The following is a 21,249-nucleotide window of genomic DNA, read 5'->3' on the forward strand; positions in this document are numbered from 1 at the left end:
CGCGCGGAGAATGAACCACTCTGGTGTAATATCACCGACAATCGCCTGCTGTATGGTTAAAAAAGGAACCAAAAAGGATGCTTTTTACCCTAAAAAAATATATCGGAGGCATGATGCTTCCCCTTCCCCTGCTGTTGCTTCTCATCGCGCTGGGGCTGGCATTGATATGGTTTAGCCGCTTTCAGAAAAGCGGTAAATCCCTCGTTACCGTGGGCTGGCTGGCGCTGCTGTTACTCAGCCTGCAACCAGTCGCCGACGGTTTATTGCGTCCGATTGAAAACACCTACCCGACGTGGCAGGGAAATCAGAAGGTGGGCTATATCGTGGTGCTGGGCGGCGGATATACCTGGGATCCGAACTGGGCGCCCAGCTCGAACCTGATCAACAACAGCCTGCCTCGCCTGAACGAGGGGATCCGCCTGTGGCTGGCCAATCCGGGATCGAAGATGATCTTCACGGGCGCTGCGGCAAAAACTAACCCGGTCAGTACTGCTGAAGCAGGAGCAAGAGTGGCTGAATCGCTTGGCGTACCACGTTCCGCCATCATCACGCTGGACAGCCCAAAAGATACCGAAGAAGAGGCGGCGGCGGTGAAACAGGCCATCGGTGATGTACCGTTCCTGCTGGTGACCTCTGCTTCACACCTGCCGCGCGCAATGATTTTCTTTGAGAAACAGGGTCTGCATCCGCTTCCTGCTCCGGCAAACCAGCTGGCCATTGACGCCCCGCTCAATCCGTGGGAACGGATAATCCCGTCCCCGGTATGGCTGATGCACAGCGATCGTGTCGGCTACGAGACGCTTGGCCGCCTCTGGCAGTGGCTCAAAGGTTCGTCAGGCAAGCCAGGGCAGGAGTGATTTTGCGGCCAGATCGAAACTGGCGCGATTAAAGCGCCCGGTGTTGACCAGCTGCGCCACCTCATCCCAGAGAAGATAGAGCCAGCGTCGCCAGAGAAAGGCCTCCGCAACGGGGGCGCGCTGAAGATAGTGCCAGAGCAAATCTTCCGCCGCCCCGCCCTCGCTCAGCCTGAACAGTTCGTACTCGCGCGGCGCCCAGAGCATGATCCCCGGCCCGACCATCGCCAGCAGCTGGTCGCTGCGCGAGTCTTTAAGCATACTGCGCAGCGTGAAGTTGCCGTGAACCAGCACGCAGTTGTCGTTAAAACCCTCAAACAGCGTCGGCAGACACTCCCGGGTGCGGAATAAAATACGTTTGTCCTGCATCGTCAAACCGGTGTTGTTGAACTGGTTCAGCGTGCCCCACAGCACTTCAACACGCTGGCGATACCACAGCGGCCACAGGTTTTCCTGGGTGCTGTCTACCGCGCCAACAAGACCCCGGCTGTCCTGCCGATGCCAGGCAAGCAGGGCCTCGACAATCTGATCTTTCAGCTGTTCCCAGCGCTCCGGTGTACGCGTCGGGGCTTCAACAGAAACCCCGCGTAAACGCTCGATAAGCAGAACATCCGGGCCGGGATGCTCCTCATGGGTCATCACGCCATAAACCGTCGGCATGCGGACAGTTCCTTCCCGCGCCAGCATCGACATTTTCCAGGCCAGCTGTCTGGCGACGCCCGGCGAGGTAAAACTTCTGGCCATCAGCGGCATGGGGTTTCCCTGACTGTCGTACAACGACCAGAGTGCGGTATCGGCCTTTTCATTCACGCATTCCACCCGGCTTAGCTTTTCGCCAAGGAGATGGCTGAGTTCAGCACGCAGCTGTTCCATATGAGATTACCCCCATTAAGACTACTGCTTTTATAATGAGCGCGCGAAACCCGGATGTCACCCGGTCGAGATCAATAATGAAAAAGAAAAGGGAGAAGAACATCCCCCCAGAACGAGGGGATGGCTGCGAATTAACGCATTTCGACGCGTACGCGCTCGAGATCTTCAGGGGTATCCACGCCGGTGCCAGGCACTTCCTCGGCAACCGCAACGTGAATTTTCTCGCCGTACCACAGCACGCGAAGCTGTTCGAGCATTTCAATATGCTCCAGCGGGCTTGGTGCCCAGGCGACGTAGCGACGAATAAAGCCGGCGCGGTAGCCGTAAATACCGATGTGGCGCAGGAAAGTTTCGCCGATTGTCTCTTTCGATTGCGCAAAACGATCGCGATCCCACGGAATGGTGGCGCGGGAGAAATAGAGCGCGTAGCCCTCTGCGTCCATGACCACTTTCACCGCATTCGGATTGAACGCCTCTTCAGCGTGGTGAATCGGCACCGCGAGGGTCGCCATCCCGACCTGACGCTGTGCCAGGTTGTCGGCCACCTGACGGATAATCGCCGCCGGGATCATCGGCTCATCGCCCTGCACGTTCACAATCACCGTCTCGTCGCTGAAACCGCATTTTTCGACGACTTCCGCAAGGCGCTCGGTGCCTGACTGATGATCGGCACGGGTCATGCACACTTCCCCACCCGCGGCCTCAACCGCGCGCGCAACATCCGGGTGATCGGTGGCGACGATGACGCGTCCGGCGCCCGATTCGCGTGCCCGTTCAAGGACATGCACAATCATCGGTTTGCCATTGATATCCACCAGCGGTTTACCTGGCAGGCGTGTTGAAGCATAACGCGCAGGGATAATGACAACAAAACTCATGGTTTGATCTCTTCTGCCACCAGGGAACGGGCTTCATTTTCCAGCAGGACCGGAATGCCGTCACGCAGCGGGAACGCCAGGCTGTCCAGTTTGCAAATCAGCTCTTGTTTATCCTGGCTGTAATACAGTTTGCCGTTGCACACCGGGCAGGCAATAATTTCAAGTAAACGGTGATCCATAGTTCCTCCGTATGGGTAATCGCTAAAGCTTATCACATTCCCTTTTCAGGGAGTGCCTGTTTCCCAGCCATCTCGACAGGTCGTAAACAGCCCCGCAGGCACGCGACCGAGTACAATTTCATGCGCCCCCTGCCAGCGCGCAAATTCACTGAGCGCAGTCGTTAACCCTTTTTCCAGGCCAGCCGTCACCTTTATGCCCTCTTCCAGCCAGAGCGCGATAATTTCAAGCATGCCGGTTTTACGGTGCATTTTAGCGTCCATGCGCCCGACAAGCTGCCCTTTGTGCAGCAACGGCAAAACAAAATAACCATATTGCCGCCTGGGCGCCGGGGTGTAGCATTCCAGACGGTAGCTGAAATTAAACAGCTGCCCGGCCCGCTTTCTGTCCCAGACAACGGGGTCGAACGGCGACAGCACGGCACTGTGGGTCGCCTGGAGCTTGCCCTCCTGCGCCTGCGCCAGCAGAGGGAACAAATCCGCATGCAACCACATTTCACCTAACGACTCTACCGAGACCGGCATGACGCGCTGTTCGCGCTGCCACGTTTCGAGCAGTGGTTCTAGCTGCGGCTGACGCAGACGATAATAATCCGCCAGCCACTGTGGTCGGAAGATGCCAAGGCTGCGGGCGCTGTTCCCGAGCATGATGGCTTCGGCTGCGTCCTGAGACAGCAGGTCACGCGTATCGTCCCAGTGAGGCATAACGCGGTGCGTGAGGTCATAAACGCGCTGAAAGTTGCGACGCTCGACCACCATCACTTTGCCCGACGTAAACAGCCCTTCAAGATGGCGTTTGTGCGGTTTCCACTCCCACCATCCGCTTGCGCCTTTTCGCGGGTGTTCAAAATCCGCAGAGCGTACCGGACCGTTTTCCTGAATATAGGCAATCAGTTGCTCTATTTCATCCGCGTGTTCCACCATCCACTCCTGACGGTATTTCCAGCCCATTTTGTCCGGGGCGAGCATGCGGTGACGCACCAGGGCAAAATCGCTGCGCGGGAGAAAACAGGCTTCATGCGCCCAGTATTCCATCAGTTCGCCCTGACTTAGCGCATTATCCAGCCAGTGCGGAGGATAGTTTCCCAGGCGGCTAAACAGGACCAGATACGGGCTACGCGCCACGATGTTAATGGTGTCGATTTGCAGCAACGACATGCGTTGCACGGTAGAGAGGATATCAGCTGGCTGCGCGCGGCGGCGGGGCTTTTTCAGAAGCCCCTGGGCGGCAAGATGCAAGTTTCGTGCGGCTGCAAGTGAGAGTTGCGGTAGAGACATGCGTTTTCCTGTCAGTCAAAGCGCCACCGGAACCGCGTAGAAGTTACTGCACTAACGCGAGCAGTTCCTTGAGCAAATGTTCCGGCTTTTCGCCGCTGAGTTCAGCGTCAACCGGCAGATACCACCAGTTTTCTTTCGCAAAGGCCCGGCATTTTACCGCGTCTTTTTCCGTCATGATCAGCGTCTGGCCCGGCGCTGCCAGCCTTTCAACCTCTTCGGCAACTAACGCCTGGTGATCGGCCAGCGGTACTCGTTTTTCCAGCCGCGCGCCGCACTGCTCCAGCGTTGCAAAGAAACGCGGCGGATGACCTATACCGGCCATCGCCACCAGATGTTCCAGTTGCGCGACGTCTTTACGCTCACCGGTCAGCATATTCACGGCCTGTCCGGGACGAAGATGCATCGGGATTTCGCCCGCTCTGGCTTCACCCCCGTTCACAATCACGGCATCGACGCTCTTCAGGCGCGATGCACGCTCACGCATTGGACCGGCTGGCAGCCACCAGCCGTTGCCAAAACGCCGCACGCCGTCAATGACCACGATCTCTTTGTCACGCGCCAGCGCGTAATGCTGCAAACCATCATCGGTAATAATGATTTGTACGTCATGCTCCGCAAGCAGTGCCTTTACGGCATCACTGCGCACCGGCGATACCGCAACCGGCGCGCCGGTACGCTGGTAAATCAGTACCGGCTCATCACCGGCTTCAGCGGTTGTTGTATCAGGGCTCAGCACCAGTGGATACTGCGCCGCTTTACCACCGTAACCGCGTGAGACAACTCCCGGGCGGATACCGCGTTTATGGAGCTGTTCTACCAGCCAAATCACCACCGGAGTTTTGCCGTTTCCACCCGCCGTCAGGTTGCCGACCACCACCACCGGTACCGGTGCACGCCAGGCGCGCTTGATCCCGAGGCGGTAAAGCAGACGAATAGCACCGCTCACCAGGCCATACAGCCAGGAGAGCGGGAGAAGCAGCACCCACAGAGGGGATTCCCCCGACCAGATGCGTGCAATCATTGACCGAACTGCATTTTATGAAGCTGCGCGTAAACACCACGCTGTTCCAGCAGGTCCGCATGGCTGCCGCGTTCAACGATCACGCCATCTTCCACCACCACGATTTCGTCAGCCTGTTCGATGGTCGACAGACGGTGCGCGATAACCAGCGAGGTACGGTTTTTCTGTAATTCATCCAGAGCCGACTGGATAGCGCGTTCAGATTCCGTATCCAGTGCGGACGTTGCTTCATCGAGGATCAGAATCGGGCTGTTGCGCAGCAGCGCACGGGCAATCGCGATACGCTGACGCTGACCACCGGAGAGCAGCACCCCGTTTTCGCCAATGATCGTATCCAGACCGTTATCCATTTTGTTAATGAAGTCCATCGCATAGGCCATACGCGCCGCATTCTCAATCTCTTCACGGCTGTACTCTTCGGTACGGGCATACGCAATGTTGTTCGCCACCGTATCGTTGAACAGATGCACGTTCTGCGAGACCAGCGCGACCTGGTTACGCAGCGACTGGAGGGTATATTCCCGCAGGTCGTGACCATCAAGCAGGATCTCGCCCTGGTCGATATCGTAGAAACGGGTAATCAGGCTGGCAATGGTCGACTTGCCCGAACCGGAACGACCGACCAGCGCAACGGTTTTACCCGCCGGGATGGACAGGCTGATATCACGCAGCGCCGGCACTTCACGGCCTGGATAGGTAAAGGTGACGTTACGGAATTCCAGGTCGCCTTTAGCGCGCTCGATCACGCGTGTACCTTCATCCTTTTCCTGTTCGGAATCGAGGATGCTGAACAGCGTCTGACAGGCTGCCATCCCGCGCTGGAACTGGGCGTTGACGTTAGTCAGCGATTTCAGCGGACGCATCAGCGCAATCATGGATGAGAACACCACGGTAATGGTACCCGCAGTCAGGGTTTCCATGACGCTCGGGAAACTGGCGGCATACAGGACGAAGGCCAGGGCCAGAGAGGCAATCAGCTGAATGATCGGATCGGAAATCGACGAGGCCGATACCATTTTCATCCCTTGCAGGCGCATTCTGTTGCTGACCTTGTCAAAGCGTTTGGTTTCGACTTCCTGACCGCCGAAAATCAACACTTCCTTATGGCCTTTCAGCATCTGCTCGGCGCTGGTCGTCACCTGCCCCATCGTATTCTGCATATTTTTACTGATGTTGCGAAAACGCTTTGATACCACGCGGATCGCGATGGAGACAATCGGCGCCAGCACAATAAGGATCAGCGACAGTTGCCAGCTGTAATAGAACATCATCGCGAACAGGCCGATGATGGATGCGCCTTCACGCACAACGGTAATCAGTGCGCTGGAAGAGGACGAGGCCACCTGCTCTGAATCGTAGGTAATACGCGACAGCAGGGTACCGGTTGACTGTTTGTCAAAGAATGAGACTGGCATCCCCATCATATGGCTGAATAACCGACGGCGCATGGTCATCACCACTTTACCGGATACCCAGGAGATGCAGTAGCTGGATACATAGCTGGAGATTCCGCGTAAGATCATCAGCCCAATAACCACCAGCGGCATCCATAGCAGCACTGAACGATCCGTTTTACCGAAACCGTCATCCAGTAACGGTTTGAGAAGCGATAACATAAACGTATCGCTGGCTGCGTTGAGGATTAACGCTACGCCCGCCACGATCAAGCCTGCTTTGAAAGGAGCAATCATCGGCCAGAGCCGGCGGAACGTTTGCCACGTGGAGAGATCTTTGTCGTTATGCATTCAAAAAACCAGCATTTGTTGAAATAGCCGCATATTCTACCCGTTATCTACGGGCGCGCCAAACCACTGATGATACCAACGCGGTAAATAGTGTTCACGTAAGCGGCGAATTTGCCGACTATGGTGCGAAAACGTCACAGATATCTGCCCGGACTGCGGGGTATCAAGCCAGAGATACCCCTCCGTTCGATAGCGCCGGACCACTTTAATGGAAGGGAAACGCCACGCGTTATAGCGGGCCATCGAGGCCAGCGAAACCTGCCCCTCCACGCGCTGTAGCAACGGTGTTGAAGATGACGTGTCACTTCCATGATGCGGCACCTGAATCAGTGTAGACGCAAGCTGACGCCAGCGGTGGCTTAGCATTGCCAGTTCTGCCTGCGCTTCAATGTCTCCGGTCAGTAAAACGCTCTGTTCGCCGTCATCGATTTTTACCACGCAGGAGCGATTGTTACCTTTCGCCGAGGTGTTTTCGGGTGGCCAGTGCACGGAGAACGTTAAACCCTGCCACTGCCATCGCTGTCCTCGAAAGCACGGAAGATGTCCGGACCAGGATAAGGGGCTCCTGATCCACATTGCGGGCCAGGCAGCTTTTAGCGATGCCAGTCCCCCCGCGTGGTCGAGATGTTCATGGCTCAGGATCACCCCTTCCGGTCTCAGATGATGCCAGCGTAGCCAGGGGATAATCAGCTGCTGCGCACTGTCCCCACCGGGCCATGCCAGCCCGGTGTCATACAGAATGGCCTTGCCGTGACGCTCAATGACCATCGCCAGCCCCTGCCCTACATCCAGCATATGCAGGGACCAGCTGTCTGTTTTAACCCTGTGCCAGAGGGGAAAGGCCAGCACCACGCTGCCTGCCAGACAGACTGCGGGCGCTGCGCTGAAGGCCCTGAATCGCCAGCCAATGATCAGCAGCCACGGCAGTAACGTCAGGTATTGCCAGCGTTCATCAACGTCCTGCCAGCCATTCGGTAAATGCTTTAATAGCCAGAAAAGCCCTGCCAGAGATTTATCAGCAGCCAGCCAGACGATACTTTCCAGCGCAGCGACCGGAAACAGATGCAGAAACATGCCGAGCAGGATCAGCGGAACTGAGATAAACGTGACCAGAGGAACGGCAAACAGATTCGCCACCAGCGAGGAGAGACTGAAACCATGGAAAATCAGCACCTGAAGCGGCAACAGAAGCAGCAGCATACCGACCTGCAAATACAACAGCGTAACCAGCGGCCGCAGGCACCGGCCACGTTGCCAGTGCGGGAGAGGCAACCACTGATACCAAAAAATAAGCGCGGCGACCGCAAACGCTGACAACGCCAGGCTTTGTGACAGTATCGCCAGTGGGTCGAAAACCAGGATCGCCGCCACGCAGGTAAGCCATACCTGCCAGGGCGACCACTGGCGACCGCTCATTTTTAATGCAGCCAGTACCACAAGCGCGATAACCGTGCGCAGCGCGGGCGGCTGCAAGCCCGTTAGCCATGCGTAAAACGCGGCAAAAATCAGCCCTGCCAGCAAGGGGATTTGCCAGATAATCCAGCGGCCCGGCAGGAAGAACTGAATGCCCCGCGCCAGAAACCAGATGACAGAAGCGGCCAGCGCAATATGTAATCCCGAGATTGCCATCAGATGCATCGTTCCGGTCTCACGCATCAGGTTTTTTATCTCCCGCGAGACCGACAGCCGCTCCCCCATTCCCAGCCCCAGGATCACAGGTCCCCACTGATATGCGGAAAGCGTATTCTGTAGTGATGTCAGGTATTGCGCACGCAGACTACAGCCTTCATCAACGAGCGCCGCATGGGTAAACCGTCCACTCAGCGTCTGGTGTCGGGCAAAGGCATTTTTCTGTGAATCATAGCCGCCATCGTTGAGTTCTCCGTGTACCGCCCTGAGCCGCAGGGTCATTGCCCAGCGTTGACCCACGCAGACGTTTTGCGGCAGATAGTTGCCATACAGCGCCACGCCCATGGCAGCCCACACGCGTTCTCCATTGAGGCTGACAATCTTTCCCTGATGCATCGTTGCGCCGTCCGTTGCGGTAATGACCACCTCGGCCTGCTGCGGTGCTTGCGTTAAATGGTTCATCGGCCATACGCTTTCCTGAGCGGCCAGGATCCCCCAGCACATAAAAAGCAATGCGAGACCTGAAAACCTGAGCCATTTTCTCTGCTGTACGGATAACGCAATTCCTGCGGCAATCAGCAACCAGACAACATGCAAATCTGGCAAATCGGGTAACCAATAGAGCGGGATTATGGCCAGAATGGCGCACATACTGATGACGTGGATCCCCATCTTCACCTCCATGTTTCAGGCGATTATGCGGCGGGACTGATGCGTCGTCAGACAGAAAAGGCGTGATTTACAGCGGGCGCTGCAACGTTTTTAAGTGTTTACAGCAAAGAGGAAATGAATATGCGGCGCGTATTCAGAAATGCAGGGGCGGGATACAAAAAAAGCACCCTAAGGTGCTTCCTTTAAACTCAGTTTAACCCTAATGATTAAACTCAGTTACCGTAAATATTGGCGCGATCGCGCAGTTCTTTACCCGGCTTAAAGTGCGGAACATACTTTCCTTCCAGCTCCACTTTATCGCCAGTCTTCGGGTTACGCCCGGTACGTGGTGCACGATAGTGCAGAGAAAAACTACCGAAACCGCGGATTTCAATGCGCTCGCCCTGGGCAAGAGTGGTAGCCATATGCTCCAGCATCTCTTTAACGGCATCTTCCACAGCCTTAGCAGGGATATGCGGTTGCTGACTGGCAAGTCTTTCAATCAATTCTGACTTGGTCATGATTCCTCCGGTTCCTTTCAAACCCATTAGCTGAACAGCTTATTAAACAAGGGCGGCCGTAGCCGCCCTTTGTTATTGATTACAGGACGAATCCTGCAATCTGTCAAGTCTGCTCTCCATCCTTCGCGCTGTAAATGCGTTACAGCTCAAATGATGGTGCGAACCTGAACTTACTCGCCTTTAGCTGCTTTGAAAGCTTCAGCCATTGCGTTGTTAGAGAAGTTTGCATCTTCCTGTTTGTTCACAGTTGCGATTGCATCTTTCTCATCAGCTTCGTCTTTAGCACGAACAGACAGGCTGATTGCACGGTTCTTACGGTCAACACCGGTGAACTTAGCTTCAACGTCGTCACCAACGCTCAGAACCAGAGTTGCATCTTCAACGCGGTCACGTGAAGCTTCGGAAGCGCGCAGGTAACCTTCAACGCCGTCAGCCAGTTCTACGGTTGCGCCTTTAGCGTCAACAGCAGTCACTTTACCGTTTACGATTGCGCCTTTCTTGTTCAGTGCAACCCAGTTGTTGAACGGATCTTCTGCGAGCTGTTTAACGCCCAGGGAGATACGCTCACGCTCTGCGTCAACTTGCAGAACAACTGCTGCGATTTCGTCGCCTTTTTTGTATTCACGAACTGCTTCTTCGCCTGCAACGTTCCAGGAGATGTCAGACAGGTGAACCAGGCCATCGATGCCGCCGTCCAGGCCGATGAAGATACCGAAGTCAGTGATAGACTTGATTTTACCTTCAACACGGTCGCCCTTGTTGTGGGTTTCCGCGAACTGCTGCCATGGGTTGTTTTTGCACTGCTTCAGGCCCAGGGAGATACGACGACGTTCTTCGTCGATATCCAGAACCATCACTTCCACTACATCACCAACGTTAACAACTTTGGATGGGTGGATGTTTTTGTTGGTCCAGTCCATTTCGGAAACGTGCACCAGACCTTCAACGCCTTCTTCGATTTCAACGAAGCAGCCGTAGTCAGTCAGGTTGGTAACGCGACCAGTCAGTTTAGTACCTTCTGGGTAACGCTTAGCGATAGCTACCCATGGATCTTCGCCCAGCTGTTTCAGGCCGAGGGATACACGAGTACGCTCGCGGTCGAACTTCAGCACTTTAACAGTGATTTCGTCGCCCACGTTCACGATTTCGCTTGGGTGCTTAACGCGTTTCCACGCCATGTCGGTGATGTGCAGCAGGCCATCAACGCCGCCCAGGTCAACGAATGCGCCGTAGTCAGTGAGGTTCTTAACGATACCTTTGACTTCCATGCCTTCCTGCAGGTTTTCCAGCAGCTGATCGCGTTCTGCGCTGTTTTCGGATTCGATAACGGCACGACGGGAAACAACAACGTTGTTACGCTTCTGGTCCAGCTTGATTACTTTGAACTCAAGCTCTTTGCCTTCGAGGTGCAGGGTGTCACGGACTGGACGAACGTCTACCAGAGAACCTGGCAGGAACGCACGAATACCATTCAGCTCAACAGTGAAGCCACCTTTAACTTTGCCGTTGATAACACCGACCACAGTTTCAGCTTCTTCGTAAGCTTTTTCCAGCGTGATCCATGCTTCGTGACGTTTAGCTTTCTCACGAGACAGCAGGGTTTCGCCGAAGCCGTCTTCTACTGCGTCCAGAGCAACGTCAACTTCGTCACCTACCTGGATTTCCAGCTCGCCCTGGGCGTTTTTGAACTGCTCAGCCGGGATGGCAGACTCAGATTTCAGACCGGCGTCAACCAGTACAACGTCTTTGTCGATAGCAACAACAACGCCACGAACGATGGAACCCGGACGGGTTTCGATTTCTTTTAAGGATTCTTCAAACAGTTGAGCAAAAGATTCAGTCATGTTTAATCTTCAGGTTAATATTAACGTCCACCTGGCTCCGTGCCGGATGGGGTTGTTTCACATACCCGCCGTCAATCCCTTGCAGCGGGGGTACTGCTAAATCGGTCGCGATTACGCGAGTGCCAGTTTTTGGCGCGCATATTGTAGCGCTTTTTCAATCACTTGCTCAATAGTTAAACTGGTTGAATCCAGCACTAATGCGTCTTGCGCGGGAACAAGTGGAGCGACGGCGCGGTTACGATCGCGGTCATCGCGCTCTTTTATCTCAGATAAAAGGCGATCAAAGTTAACACTAAACCCCTTTTCCTGCAACTGAAGCATGCGGCGTTGAGCACGTTCTTCTGAAGAGGCGTCAAGGAAAATTTTCACTGGCGCATCAGGGAATACCACGGTTCCCATGTCGCGGCCGTCGGCGATCAGCCCCGGCGCTTCACGGAAACCGCGCTGGCGGCGTAACAGCGCTTCACGAACGCGTGGGAAAGCCGCCACCTGAGAGGCCGCATTGGCCACTTCCTGGGTACGGATTTCACCGCTGACATCTTCCCCTTCCAGGATCACTTCAAGGTTGCCATCGGTCGAGACAAAACGCACATCCAGATGCGCAGCCAGCGGTACCAGCGCTTCTTCAGACGCAACATCCACATGATGATGCAGCGCAGCCAGCGCCAGCACGCGATAGATTGCTCCCGAATCTAAAAGATGCCATTGCAATGCTTCCGCCATCGCTTTGCACAGAGTACCTTTCCCTGCGCCACTTGGCCCATCAATGGTGATTACCGGGGCAATTGCCGTCATCTTTTTCTCCTTAATTAAGGCATACCGTTTACATGAACGCCGCGCATTATACGCGCCAACGTGCGCAACTGTTACCTTTGCGTGCAAATTACGGAATGATTGAAGCAGAGTGTAGAAGAAATGAAAGAGGATGAGTGTCAGAAAGCGTAAGGAAATGCCGCATCAGGTGATGCGGCATACGATAATCAGGCAAAGGTGCTAATGCGCGCCAGCTGTTCGAAGTAGTCCGGGAAGGTTTTCGCCGTACACTTCGGATCAAGGATAGTGACTGGCGTATCTGACAACGCCACCAGCGAGAAACACATCGCCATGCGGTGATCGTTGTAGGTGCCAATTTCTGCAAATTGCAGTTTTGCCGGCGGCGTGACGCGAATGTAGTCTTCGCCCTCTTCTACCTCCGCCCCTACTTTACGCAGCTCGGTTGCCATCGCGAACAGGCGGTCCGTCTCTTTCACACGCCAGTTGTAAATGTTTCGCAGCGTGGTGGTGCCTTTCGCAAACAGCGCAGCGGTGGCAATGGTCATCGCCGCATCCGGAATATGGTTCATATCCATATCGATGGCGTTCAGCTCACCGTGGGTGCAGGAGATGAAGTCATCGCCCCAGGTCACCACCGCGCCCATTTTTTCCAGCACGTCAGCAAAACGGATATCGCCCTGCACGCTGTTGCGGCCAATGCCCGTCACTTTTACCGTACCGCCTTTAATCGCGCCTGCGGCAAGGAAATAGGAGGCGGATGAAGCATCGCCTTCAACCAGGTAGTGGCCCGGGGACTGGTACTGCTGCGCTCCGCGCACCACGAAACGCTGATAAGACTGGTTTTCCACCTCAACGCCAAAGGTGTTCATCAGGTGCAGGGTGATATCAATGTACGGCTTAGAAACCAGGTCGCCTTTAATGCTGATGACGGTGTCCTGTGGTGCCAGCGGTGCGGTCATCAGCAGCGCGGTCAGGAACTGGCTGGAAACGCTACCGTCAACCTCAACATTCCCGCCAGTGAATCCCCCGCGCAGACGCAGGGGCGGGTAATTTTCCTGCTCAAGATAATCAATCTGCGCGCCGCCCTGACGCAGGGCATCCACCAGATGGCCGATCGGACGCTCTTTCATTCGCGGCTCACCGGTCAGCACAATATCGTTACTCCCGAGGCACAGCGCAGCGGCCAGAGGACGCATCGCGGTACCGGCGTTACCCAGGAAAAGCTCCAGCGCTTCAGCAGAATGTAACGCGCCGCCGTTACCGGTGACTTCACAACGGGTACGATCGTCAGACAGCGCATACTGAACGCCCAACGCTTTCAGTGCATTGAGCATATGGCGCACGTCATCGCTGTCCAGCAGATTAGTGAGGACGGTGGTGCCGTTTGCCAGAGCTGCCAGCAGCAGAGCGCGGTTCGAGACACTTTTTGAACCAGGCAGATTAATGGTGCCATCTACCCGCGCGATAGGTTGTAACGTCAGGGATTCCATGAAACTTAACTCTCAACTCAACATAATAAAAACCCCGCAGGAACGCTGCGGGGGTGAAAAACAGCCAATTAACCGTGACGACGTTCGAAGTCGATCATGAAATCAGTCAGGGCTTTAACGCCTTCCAGCGGCATGGCGTTATAGATGGAGGCGCGCATCCCGCCTACCACACGGTGACCTTTCAGCGCATGCAGACCCGCCGCGAAGGACTCTTCCAGGAACACGTTATCCAGGTTGCTGTCCGCCAGCTGGAACGGCACGTTCATGCGCGAACGGTTAGTTTTGGCAACATCGTTACGGTAGAAATCGCTCTTGTCGATCACGCCGTACAGCAGTTCAGCTTTTTGCTGATTGATCTTATCCATCTGCGCCACGCCGCCTTTCTGCTTAAGCCATTTGAAGACCAGGCCGGAGAGATACCAGGCAAACGTTGGCGGGGTGTTGAACATGGAATCGTTGTCGTTCAGGACGGTGTAATCAAGAATTGACGGGCAAGACTTATGGGCTTTCCCCAGCAGGTCTTCACGCACGATAACGATAGTCAGACCCGCAGGACCGATGTTTTTCTGGGCACCCGCGTAGATGACACCGTAGCGGCTGACATCCAGCGGGGTGGACAGAATGGTTGAAGAGAGGTCCGCCGTCACAATGACATTTTCGCCAAAGTCTGGCTCTTCGTGAATGGCAATACCGTCGATGGTTTCGTTCGGGCAGTAGTGAAGATATGCGGCGTTATCAGAAAGCTGCCACTCGCTCATCGGCTTCACGGCGCGCAGACCGTCAACGGTCACTTTGGCATCGATGACATTCGGCGTGCAATATTTGTGCGCTTCTTTTACCGCACTGGCCGCCCAGTAGCCGGCATCAACGTAATCAGCGGTGGTTTTGTCGCCCAGCAGATTGAGCGGAATACCCGCAAACTGGCCGCGTCCACCGCCGTGACAGAACAATACTTTGTAGTTCGAGGGAATGTTCAGCAGATCGCGAAAATCCTTTTCTGCCTCTTCCGCCACCTGAATAAACGCTTTACCCCGGTGGCTGACTTCCATCACCGACGTACCCAGACCGTTCCAGTCACACAGCTCCTGTTGAGCCTGTTTGAGCACGTCTGCCGGTAACATTGCCGGACCTGAACTGAAATTAAAGACTTGAGCCATTTCCCCTCACCACGCTAAAAGCCATAAGTTATAACTGTGGATATCGGTTTTATCATTCAGTGACACGCGCCGCAATGTCTAAAACTGACGGCCGAAGAAATGTGCCCCTCGTCACACAATACAATCTGCCGTACCGTTGTCACAAAACCGACAAAATCGCTGTCAGGTGATGCGTTTAGCCCGGCTAACCTTCGTCCATTCTGGATTCGTACAGCGGGGGCATAATTGATGATCGCCCGCCTGCATAACCACCACATGACTACATTTTATGCAGGCATACTCGCCCGCTTCAGGTACAGTTTTGTATCGCTCGATGAGCATATCCGGCAGGATGCACAGGCCGGGCTTCACCTCATCGTCGGGATAGTAATAGACGCTGATTTGTCCGTTCGTTTCCATAATCGCCAGACGCACCTGCCCCAGCTGTTCAACGCTGCTTATGCGAAGCTCCATAAAGAACTCAAACTCCGTCATATTGGCGCTTTGCACATTCTCCCAGGCCAGCTGTCCGTCTTCAACAATGATCACCGGCTTCCCTTCAAGCAGGTCTTCCAGCTTTTCGCTCTTCGACATCAGCCACATGACCAGCCGGTACAGCAGCGCAAGCGTCACGAAGACGATAAAGACCGGCACCATCGGCACATCATCATAAAAGGCAACGTCCCCTGCCGCCGACCCCAGCGTCAGGATGATCAGCACTTCAAACAGCGACATCTGCCGCACGCCGCGACGTCCGGTGATTTTCAGAAACAGGAAAACCAGTACAAAGGTGTACAGGCTGCGCAGCGCCACTTCGCCTAAAAACTCAGGAGGTACTTTATCAAACGCCATCCGCTGGAGATCAAATGCTTTCATTTTTCTATGCCTTAACAGTAGGTTACTGCTTATAAGCATAGCCCAGCCATTTATTTTCGCCGGAGATAGCACCCGTCACGCAAAACCCGTATCATTGCGCGCTTTACGTACGATAAAAGTGAACGCCATGACTCAAACGTTTATCCCCGGCAAAGACGCCGCTCTGGAAGATTCCATCGCTCGCTTCCAGCAGAAACTGACCGACCTGGGCTTTAATATCGAAGAAGCCTCCTGGCTGAATCCGGTGCCTCACGTCTGGTCCGTGCATATTCGCGACAAAGACTGTGCGCTGTGCTTTACCAACGGCAAAGGCGCGACCAAAAAAGCGGCGCTGGCCTCTGCGCTGGGTGAGTATTTTGAACGTCTGTCCACCAACTACTTCTTCGCCGACTTCTGGCTGGGCGAAACCATTGCCAACGGTCCGTTCGTTCACTACCCGAACGAAAAATGGTTCCCGTTGACCGAAAACGATGAACTGCCGGAAGGCATTCTCGATGCCCGCCTGCGCGCGTTCTACGATCCGGAAAACGAACTGACTGGCAGCATGTTGATCGACCTGCAATCCGGCAATGAGGATCGTGGGATCTGCGCCCTGCCGTTCACCCGTCAGTCTGACGAGCAGACCGTTTATATTCCGATGAACATCGTCGGCAACCTGTATGTGTCTAACGGCATGTCTGCCGGTAACACCCGCAACGAAGCGCGCGTGCAGGGGCTGTCTGAAGTTTTCGAGCGTCACATCAAAAACCGCATTATTGCTGAATCCATCAGCCTGCCGGAGATCCCGGCTGACGTGCTGGCGCGCTACCCTGGCGTGGTGGAATCCATCGCCAAACTGGAGGCAGAAGGTTTCCCAATCTTTGCTTATGACGGCTCTCTGGGCGGCAAATATCCGGTTATCTGCGTGGTACTGTTCAACCCGGCAAATGGCACCTGCTTCGCCTCCTTCGGCGCGCACCCGGACTTCGGCGTGGCGCTGGAGCGTACCGTGACCGAACTGCTGCAAGGTCGTAGCCTGAAAGATCTCGATGTCTTTACTCCGCCAACTTTTGATGACGAAGAAGTCGCCGAGCACACCAACCTCGAAACACACTTCATCGACTCCAGCGGTTTGATCTCCTGGGATATGTTCAAACAGGACGCGGACTATCCGTTCGTGGACTGGAGCTTTGCCGGTACGACGGAAGAAGAGTTCGCCACCCTGATGGCGATCTTCAAGGCGGAAGATCAGGAAGTTTACATTGCCGACTATGAACACCTCGGCGTTTACGCGTGCCGTATTATTGTGCCAGGTATGTCGGACATTTATCCGGCAGAAGATTTATGGCTGGCGAACAACAGCATGGGCGCACATCTGCGTGAAACCCTGCTGGCCCTGCCAGGCAGCGAGTGGGATAAAGAAGATTATCTGAACCTGATCGCCCAGCTGGACGAAGAAGGACACGATGATTTCACCCGCGTACGCGAACTGCTGGGTCTGGCGACCGGGAAAGATAACGGCTGGTACACCCTGCGCATCGGCGAGCTGAAAGCGATGCTGGCGCTGGCGGGCGGCGATCTGGATCAGGCTTTGGCCTGGACCGAGTGGACGATGGAGTTTAACCAGTCTGTCTTCTCCGCCGAGCGCACTAACTATTACCGTTGCCTGCAAACGCTGCTCCTGCTCTCTCAGGAAGACGACCGCGAGCCATTGCAGTATCTGAACGCCTTTGTACGTATGTACGGTGCGGATGCCGTTGAAGCTGCCAGCGCGGCGCTGAGCGGTGAAGAGCCGTTCTACGGCCTGCAAGCGGTTGACAGCGATCTGAAAGCCTTCCCGGCGCATCAGTCACTGCTCAATGCGTATGAAAAATTGCAGAAGGCAAAAGCCGCTTACTGGTCAAAATAAGCGCATATAACATTAATGGCTGTAGGCGTATTCAATCGCCTGAGCTATATTACGGGGCAATTTCATTGCCCCTTTTTTTTTATTTTTTCGCAATGACGTTTAATTGTAATAATTAAGTTAACCACGGGTAAATATAAAAACGCTTACCTGAGCTTTACTGTTACTAATTATAATAAATACTCCATTTTAATTAACTGTTCCACGGGAGGCTGAAGGAAAAAATTCAACTCTTTTCATAACTTTTAAAATTTATTTTTATACGGATAATCAAATACTTACTCCGCTTTTGCTGTAAAACCATACACACTGCGGGCCTATAAGCCAGGCGAGATATGATCTATATCAATTTCTCTTCTATAATGCTTTGTTAGTATCTCGTCGCCGACTTAATAAAGAGAGAGTTAGTGTGAAAGCTGACAACCCTTTTGATCTATTACTCCCCGCTGCGATGGCGAAAGTTGCCGAAGAAGCGGGTGTCTACAAAGCCACGAAACATCCGATGACGACGTTCTTTCTGGCCATTACGGCTGGGGTGTTCATCTCCATCGCTTTCGTCTTCTATATCACAGCCACCACCGGCACAGCCGGGATGCCTTTCGGCATAGCGAAACTGATTGGTGGTATTTGCTTCTCACTGGGCCTGATTCTCTGCGTCATCTGCGGCGCCGACCTCTTCACCTCAACGGTGCTGATTGTGGTGGCAAAAGCCAGCGGAAGAATTACCTGGGGTCAACTGGGGCGCAACTGGCTCAACGTTTACGTTGGCAACCTGATTGGCTGTCTGCTCTTTGTTCTGTTGATGTGGCTTTCTGGCGAGTACATGACCGCCAACGGCGGCTGGGGGCTTAACGTCCTGCAAACCGCCGACCACAAAATGCACCATACATTTATCGAAGCCGTTGCTCTCGGCATCCTCGCAAACCTGATGGTCTGCCTGGCGGTCTGGATGAGCTACTCTGGTCGTAGCCTGATGGATAAAGCCATGATTATGGTTCTGCCGGTTGCGATGTTTGTTGCCAGCGGCTTTGAGCACAGTATTGCGAATATGTTCATGATCCCGATGGGGATTGTTATCCGCAACTTTGCAAGCCCGGAGTTCTGGACTGCTGTAGGTTCAACCCCGGAAAGTTTTTCACACCTGACTATTATGAACTTTATTACTGATAACCTGATCCCCGTCACTATCGGGAACATTATCGGTGGGGGTCTGTTAGTTGGGTTGACATACTGGGTCATTTACCTGCGTGGCGGCGATCATCATTAATGGTTGTCTCAGGCAGTAAATAAAAAATCCACTTAAGAAGGTAGGTGTTACATGTCCGAGCTTAATGAAAAGTTAGCCACAGCCTGGGAAGGTTTTACGAAAGGTGACTGGCAGAATGAAGTCAACGTCCGTGACTTCATTCAGAAAAACTATACCCCGTATGAAGGTGACGAATCCTTCCTGGCTGGTGCGACTGACGCAACCACCAAGCTGTGGGACAGCGTAATGGAAGGCGTTAAACTGGAAAACCGCACTCACGCGCCAGTTGATTTTGACACCTCCGTTGCTTCTACCATCACTTCTCACGATGCTGGCTACATCAACAAAGCCCTTGAGAAAATCGTTGGTCTGCAAACTGAAGCACCACTGAAACGCGCAATCATCCCGTTCGGTGGTATCAAAATGGTTGAAGGTTCCTGCAAAGCGTATAACCGCGAGCTGGACCCAATGCTGAAAAAAATCTTCACCGAATACCGCAAAACCCATAACCAGGGCGTATTCGATGTTTACACCAAAGACATTCTGAACTGCCGTAAATCTGGCGTTCTGACTGGTCTGCCAGATGCCTATGGCCGTGGCCGTATCATCGGTGACTACCGTCGCGTTGCGCTGTACGGTATCGACTTCCTGATGAAAGACAAATACGCGCAGTTCGTCTCTCTCCAGTCTGACCTGGAAAACGGCGTAAACCTGGAAGCGACTATCCGTCTGCGTGAAGAGATCGCTGAACAGCACCGTGCGCTGGGTCAGATCAAAGAGATGGCGGCTAAATACGGCTGCGATATCTCTGGTCCTGCTACCAACGCTCAGGAAGCTATCCAGTGGACCTACTTCGGCTACCTGGCCGCTGTTAAGTCTCAGAACGGTGCAGCAATGTCCTTCGGCCGCGTATCCACCTTCCTGGATGCGTACATCGAACGTGACCTGAAAGCAGGCAAAATCACTGAACAAGACGCTCAGGAAATGATTGACCACCTGGTCATGAAACTGCGTATGGTTCGCTTCCTGCGTACCCCAGAATATGATGAGCTGTTCTCTGGTGACCCAATCTGGGCAACCGAATCTATCGGCGGTATGGGCGTAGATGGCCGTACTCTGGTAACCAAAAACAGCTTCCGCTTCCTGAACACCCTGTACACCATGGGTCCTTCTCCGGAGCCGAACATCACCGTTCTGTGGTCTGAAAAACTGCCTCTGAACTTCAAGAAATTCGCCGCTAAAGTGTCCATCGACACCTCTTCTCTGCAATATGAGAACGATGACCTGATGCGTCCTGACTTTAACAACGATGACTACGCTATCGCTTGCTGCGTAAGTCCAATGGTTGTTGGTAAGCAAATGCAGTTCTTCGGTGCGCGTGCAAACCTGGCGAAAACCATGCTGTACGCAATCAACGGCGGCGTTGATGAAAAACTGAAAATGCAGGTTGGTCCTAAGTCTGAACCGATCAAAGGCGACGTGCTGAACTATGATGAAGTCATGGACCGCATGGACCACTTCATGGACTGGCTGGCTAAACAGTACGTGACCGCGCTGAACGTTATCCACTACATGCACGACAAGTACAGCTACGAAGCCTCTCTGATGGCGCTGCACGACCGTGACGTCGTTCGCACCATGGCGTGTGGTATCGCAGGTCTGTCCGTTGCTGCTGACTCCCTGTCTGCAATCAAATATGCGAAAGTTAAACCAATTCGTGACGAAGATGGTCTGGCTATCGACTTCGAAATCGAAGGCGAATATCCGCAGTTTGGTAACAACGACGCTCGCGTTGATGACATGGCGGTTGACCTGGTAGAACGTTTCATGAAGAAAATTCAGAAACTCACTACCTATCGTAACGCTATCCCGACTCAGTCTGTTCTGACCATCACCTCTAACGTTGTGTATGGTAAGAAAACCGGTAACACCCCAGACGGTCGTCGTGCTGGCGCGCCATTCGGCCCAGGTGCTAACCCAATGCACGGTCGTGACCAGAAAGGTGCGGTTGCCTCTCTGACCTCCGTTGCTAAACTGCCGTTTGCTTACGCGAAAGATGGTATCTCTTACACCTTCTCTATCGTGCCAAACGCGCTGGGTAAAGACGACGAAGTGCGTAAAACTAACCTCGCGGGTCTGATGGATGGTTACTTCCACCACGAAGCGTCCATCGAAGGTGGTCAGCACCTGAACGTGAACGTGATGAACCGTGAAATGCTGCTCGACGCGATGGAACATCCTGAGAAGTATCCTCAGCTGACCATCCGCGTATCTGGCTACGCAGTACGTTTTAACTCCCTGACGAAAGAACAGCAGCAGGACGTTATTACCCGTACTTTCACTCAGTCCATGTAAGTGGAATTGACTGAAAT

17 protein-coding genes are annotated in these 21,249 nt (G+C 54.1%); 4 read left to right on the plus strand and 13 right to left on the minus strand.

Features of this window, described 5'->3' with window-relative positions; all coding sequences use genetic code 11:
* Nucleotides 1–77 precede the first annotated feature (77 nt).
* Nucleotides 78–857 carry an envelope biogenesis factor ElyC gene (elyC, locus tag ACOTW6_RS06930; protein WP_090279158.1) on the plus strand — a complete coding sequence of 260 codons (780 nt, stop codon included), beginning with the start codon at nt 78–80 and terminating at the stop codon, nt 855–857.
* Here elyC and ACOTW6_RS06935 read toward each other — a convergent pair.
* The 13 genes from ACOTW6_RS06935 to ACOTW6_RS06995 all read right to left on the minus strand — a co-directional run bounded on the left by ACOTW6_RS06935 (nt 834) and on the right by ACOTW6_RS06995 (nt 15,746).
* The gene (locus ACOTW6_RS06935) at nt 834–1,727 is read right to left on the minus strand and encodes a YcbJ family phosphotransferase (protein WP_003858216.1); all 894 of its coding nucleotides are present in this window, start codon (nt 1,725–1,727) and stop codon (nt 834–836) included. The two genes, elyC and ACOTW6_RS06935, sit on opposite strands and share 24 nt — an antisense overlap.
* A gap of 131 nt (nt 1,728–1,858) precedes the next feature.
* On the minus strand, nt 1,859–2,605 hold the full coding sequence (gene kdsB, locus ACOTW6_RS06940; protein WP_213788593.1) for a 3-deoxy-manno-octulosonate cytidylyltransferase: 747 nt from the start codon (nt 2,603–2,605) through the stop codon (nt 1,859–1,861).
* Entirely contained in the window at nt 2,602–2,784 is a 183-nt protein-coding gene (gene ycaR / locus ACOTW6_RS06945) for a protein YcaR (RefSeq protein ID WP_003858220.1), read from the minus strand. Before ycaR ends, kdsB begins: the two co-directional genes overlap by 4 nt.
* Before the next feature lie 45 nt (nt 2,785–2,829).
* Nucleotides 2,830–4,059: a winged helix-turn-helix domain-containing protein gene (locus tag ACOTW6_RS06950; protein ID WP_213788592.1), complete on the minus strand. Its 1,230-nt coding sequence runs from the start codon at nt 4,057–4,059 to the stop codon at nt 2,830–2,832.
* Between the two features lie 43 nt (nt 4,060–4,102).
* Nucleotides 4,103–5,080: a tetraacyldisaccharide 4'-kinase gene (gene lpxK, locus ACOTW6_RS06955; RefSeq protein ID WP_213788591.1), complete on the minus strand. Its 978-nt coding sequence runs from the start codon at nt 5,078–5,080 to the stop codon at nt 4,103–4,105.
* Complete coding sequence (gene msbA, locus ACOTW6_RS06960; protein ID WP_003858227.1) at nt 5,077–6,825, minus strand: lipid A ABC transporter ATP-binding protein/permease MsbA; 1,749 nt, start codon at nt 6,823–6,825, stop codon at nt 5,077–5,079. The genes lpxK and msbA overlap by 4 nt, the downstream gene beginning before the upstream one ends.
* A 36-nt stretch (nt 6,826–6,861) precedes the next feature.
* Nucleotides 6,862–9,126, minus strand: a complete 2,265-nt coding sequence (locus ACOTW6_RS06965) for a ComEC family protein (protein WP_213788590.1) — start codon at nt 9,124–9,126, stop codon at nt 6,862–6,864.
* Between the two features lie 212 nt (nt 9,127–9,338).
* Entirely contained in the window at nt 9,339–9,626 is a 288-nt protein-coding gene (gene ihfB / locus ACOTW6_RS06970) for an integration host factor subunit beta (RefSeq protein WP_003858233.1), read from the minus strand.
* Between the two features lie 170 nt (nt 9,627–9,796).
* A complete protein-coding gene (gene rpsA, locus ACOTW6_RS06975; RefSeq protein WP_003858235.1) occupies nt 9,797–11,470 on the minus strand; it encodes a 30S ribosomal protein S1 in 1,674 nt (557 codons plus the stop codon).
* Nucleotides 11,471–11,581: 111 nt separating this feature from the next.
* On the minus strand, nt 11,582–12,265 hold the full coding sequence (cmk, locus tag ACOTW6_RS06980) for a (d)CMP kinase (protein WP_015570968.1): 684 nt from the start codon (nt 12,263–12,265) through the stop codon (nt 11,582–11,584).
* A 185-nt stretch (nt 12,266–12,450) separates the two neighbouring features.
* The gene (aroA, locus tag ACOTW6_RS06985) at nt 12,451–13,734 is read right to left on the minus strand and encodes a 3-phosphoshikimate 1-carboxyvinyltransferase (RefSeq protein WP_121479140.1); all 1,284 of its coding nucleotides are present in this window, start codon (nt 13,732–13,734) and stop codon (nt 12,451–12,453) included.
* 68 nt (nt 13,735–13,802) lie between these two features.
* Nucleotides 13,803–14,891, minus strand: coding sequence for a 3-phosphoserine/phosphohydroxythreonine transaminase (serC, locus tag ACOTW6_RS06990; RefSeq protein WP_017384829.1), 1,089 nt, complete (start codon nt 14,889–14,891; stop codon nt 13,803–13,805).
* Between the two features lie 162 nt (nt 14,892–15,053).
* Nucleotides 15,054–15,746, minus strand: a complete 693-nt coding sequence (locus ACOTW6_RS06995; protein ID WP_121479141.1) for a DUF421 domain-containing protein — start codon at nt 15,744–15,746, stop codon at nt 15,054–15,056.
* 127 nt (nt 15,747–15,873) lie between these two features.
* Here ACOTW6_RS06995 and ycaO point away from each other — a divergent pair, with 127 nt between their 5' ends.
* The 3 genes from ycaO to pflB all read left to right on the plus strand — a co-directional run bounded on the left by ycaO (nt 15,874) and on the right by pflB (nt 21,232).
* Nucleotides 15,874–17,634 carry a 30S ribosomal protein S12 methylthiotransferase accessory factor YcaO gene (gene ycaO / locus ACOTW6_RS07000; RefSeq protein WP_162268476.1) on the plus strand — a complete coding sequence of 587 codons (1,761 nt, stop codon included), beginning with the start codon at nt 15,874–15,876 and terminating at the stop codon, nt 17,632–17,634.
* Nucleotides 17,635–18,040: 406 nt separating this feature from the next.
* On the plus strand, nt 18,041–18,898 hold the full coding sequence (gene focA, locus ACOTW6_RS07005) for a formate transporter FocA (protein WP_017384832.1): 858 nt from the start codon (nt 18,041–18,043) through the stop codon (nt 18,896–18,898).
* 51 nt (nt 18,899–18,949) lie between these two features.
* A complete protein-coding gene (pflB, locus tag ACOTW6_RS07010; protein WP_003858247.1) occupies nt 18,950–21,232 on the plus strand; it encodes a formate C-acetyltransferase in 2,283 nt (760 codons plus the stop codon).
* Nucleotides 21,233–21,249 lie beyond the last annotated feature (17 nt).

This window comes from Enterobacter cloacae complex sp. IR5403, from assembly GCF_049238705.1.
Classification (GTDB): domain Bacteria; phylum Pseudomonadota; class Gammaproteobacteria; order Enterobacterales; family Enterobacteriaceae; genus Enterobacter; species Enterobacter hormaechei_C.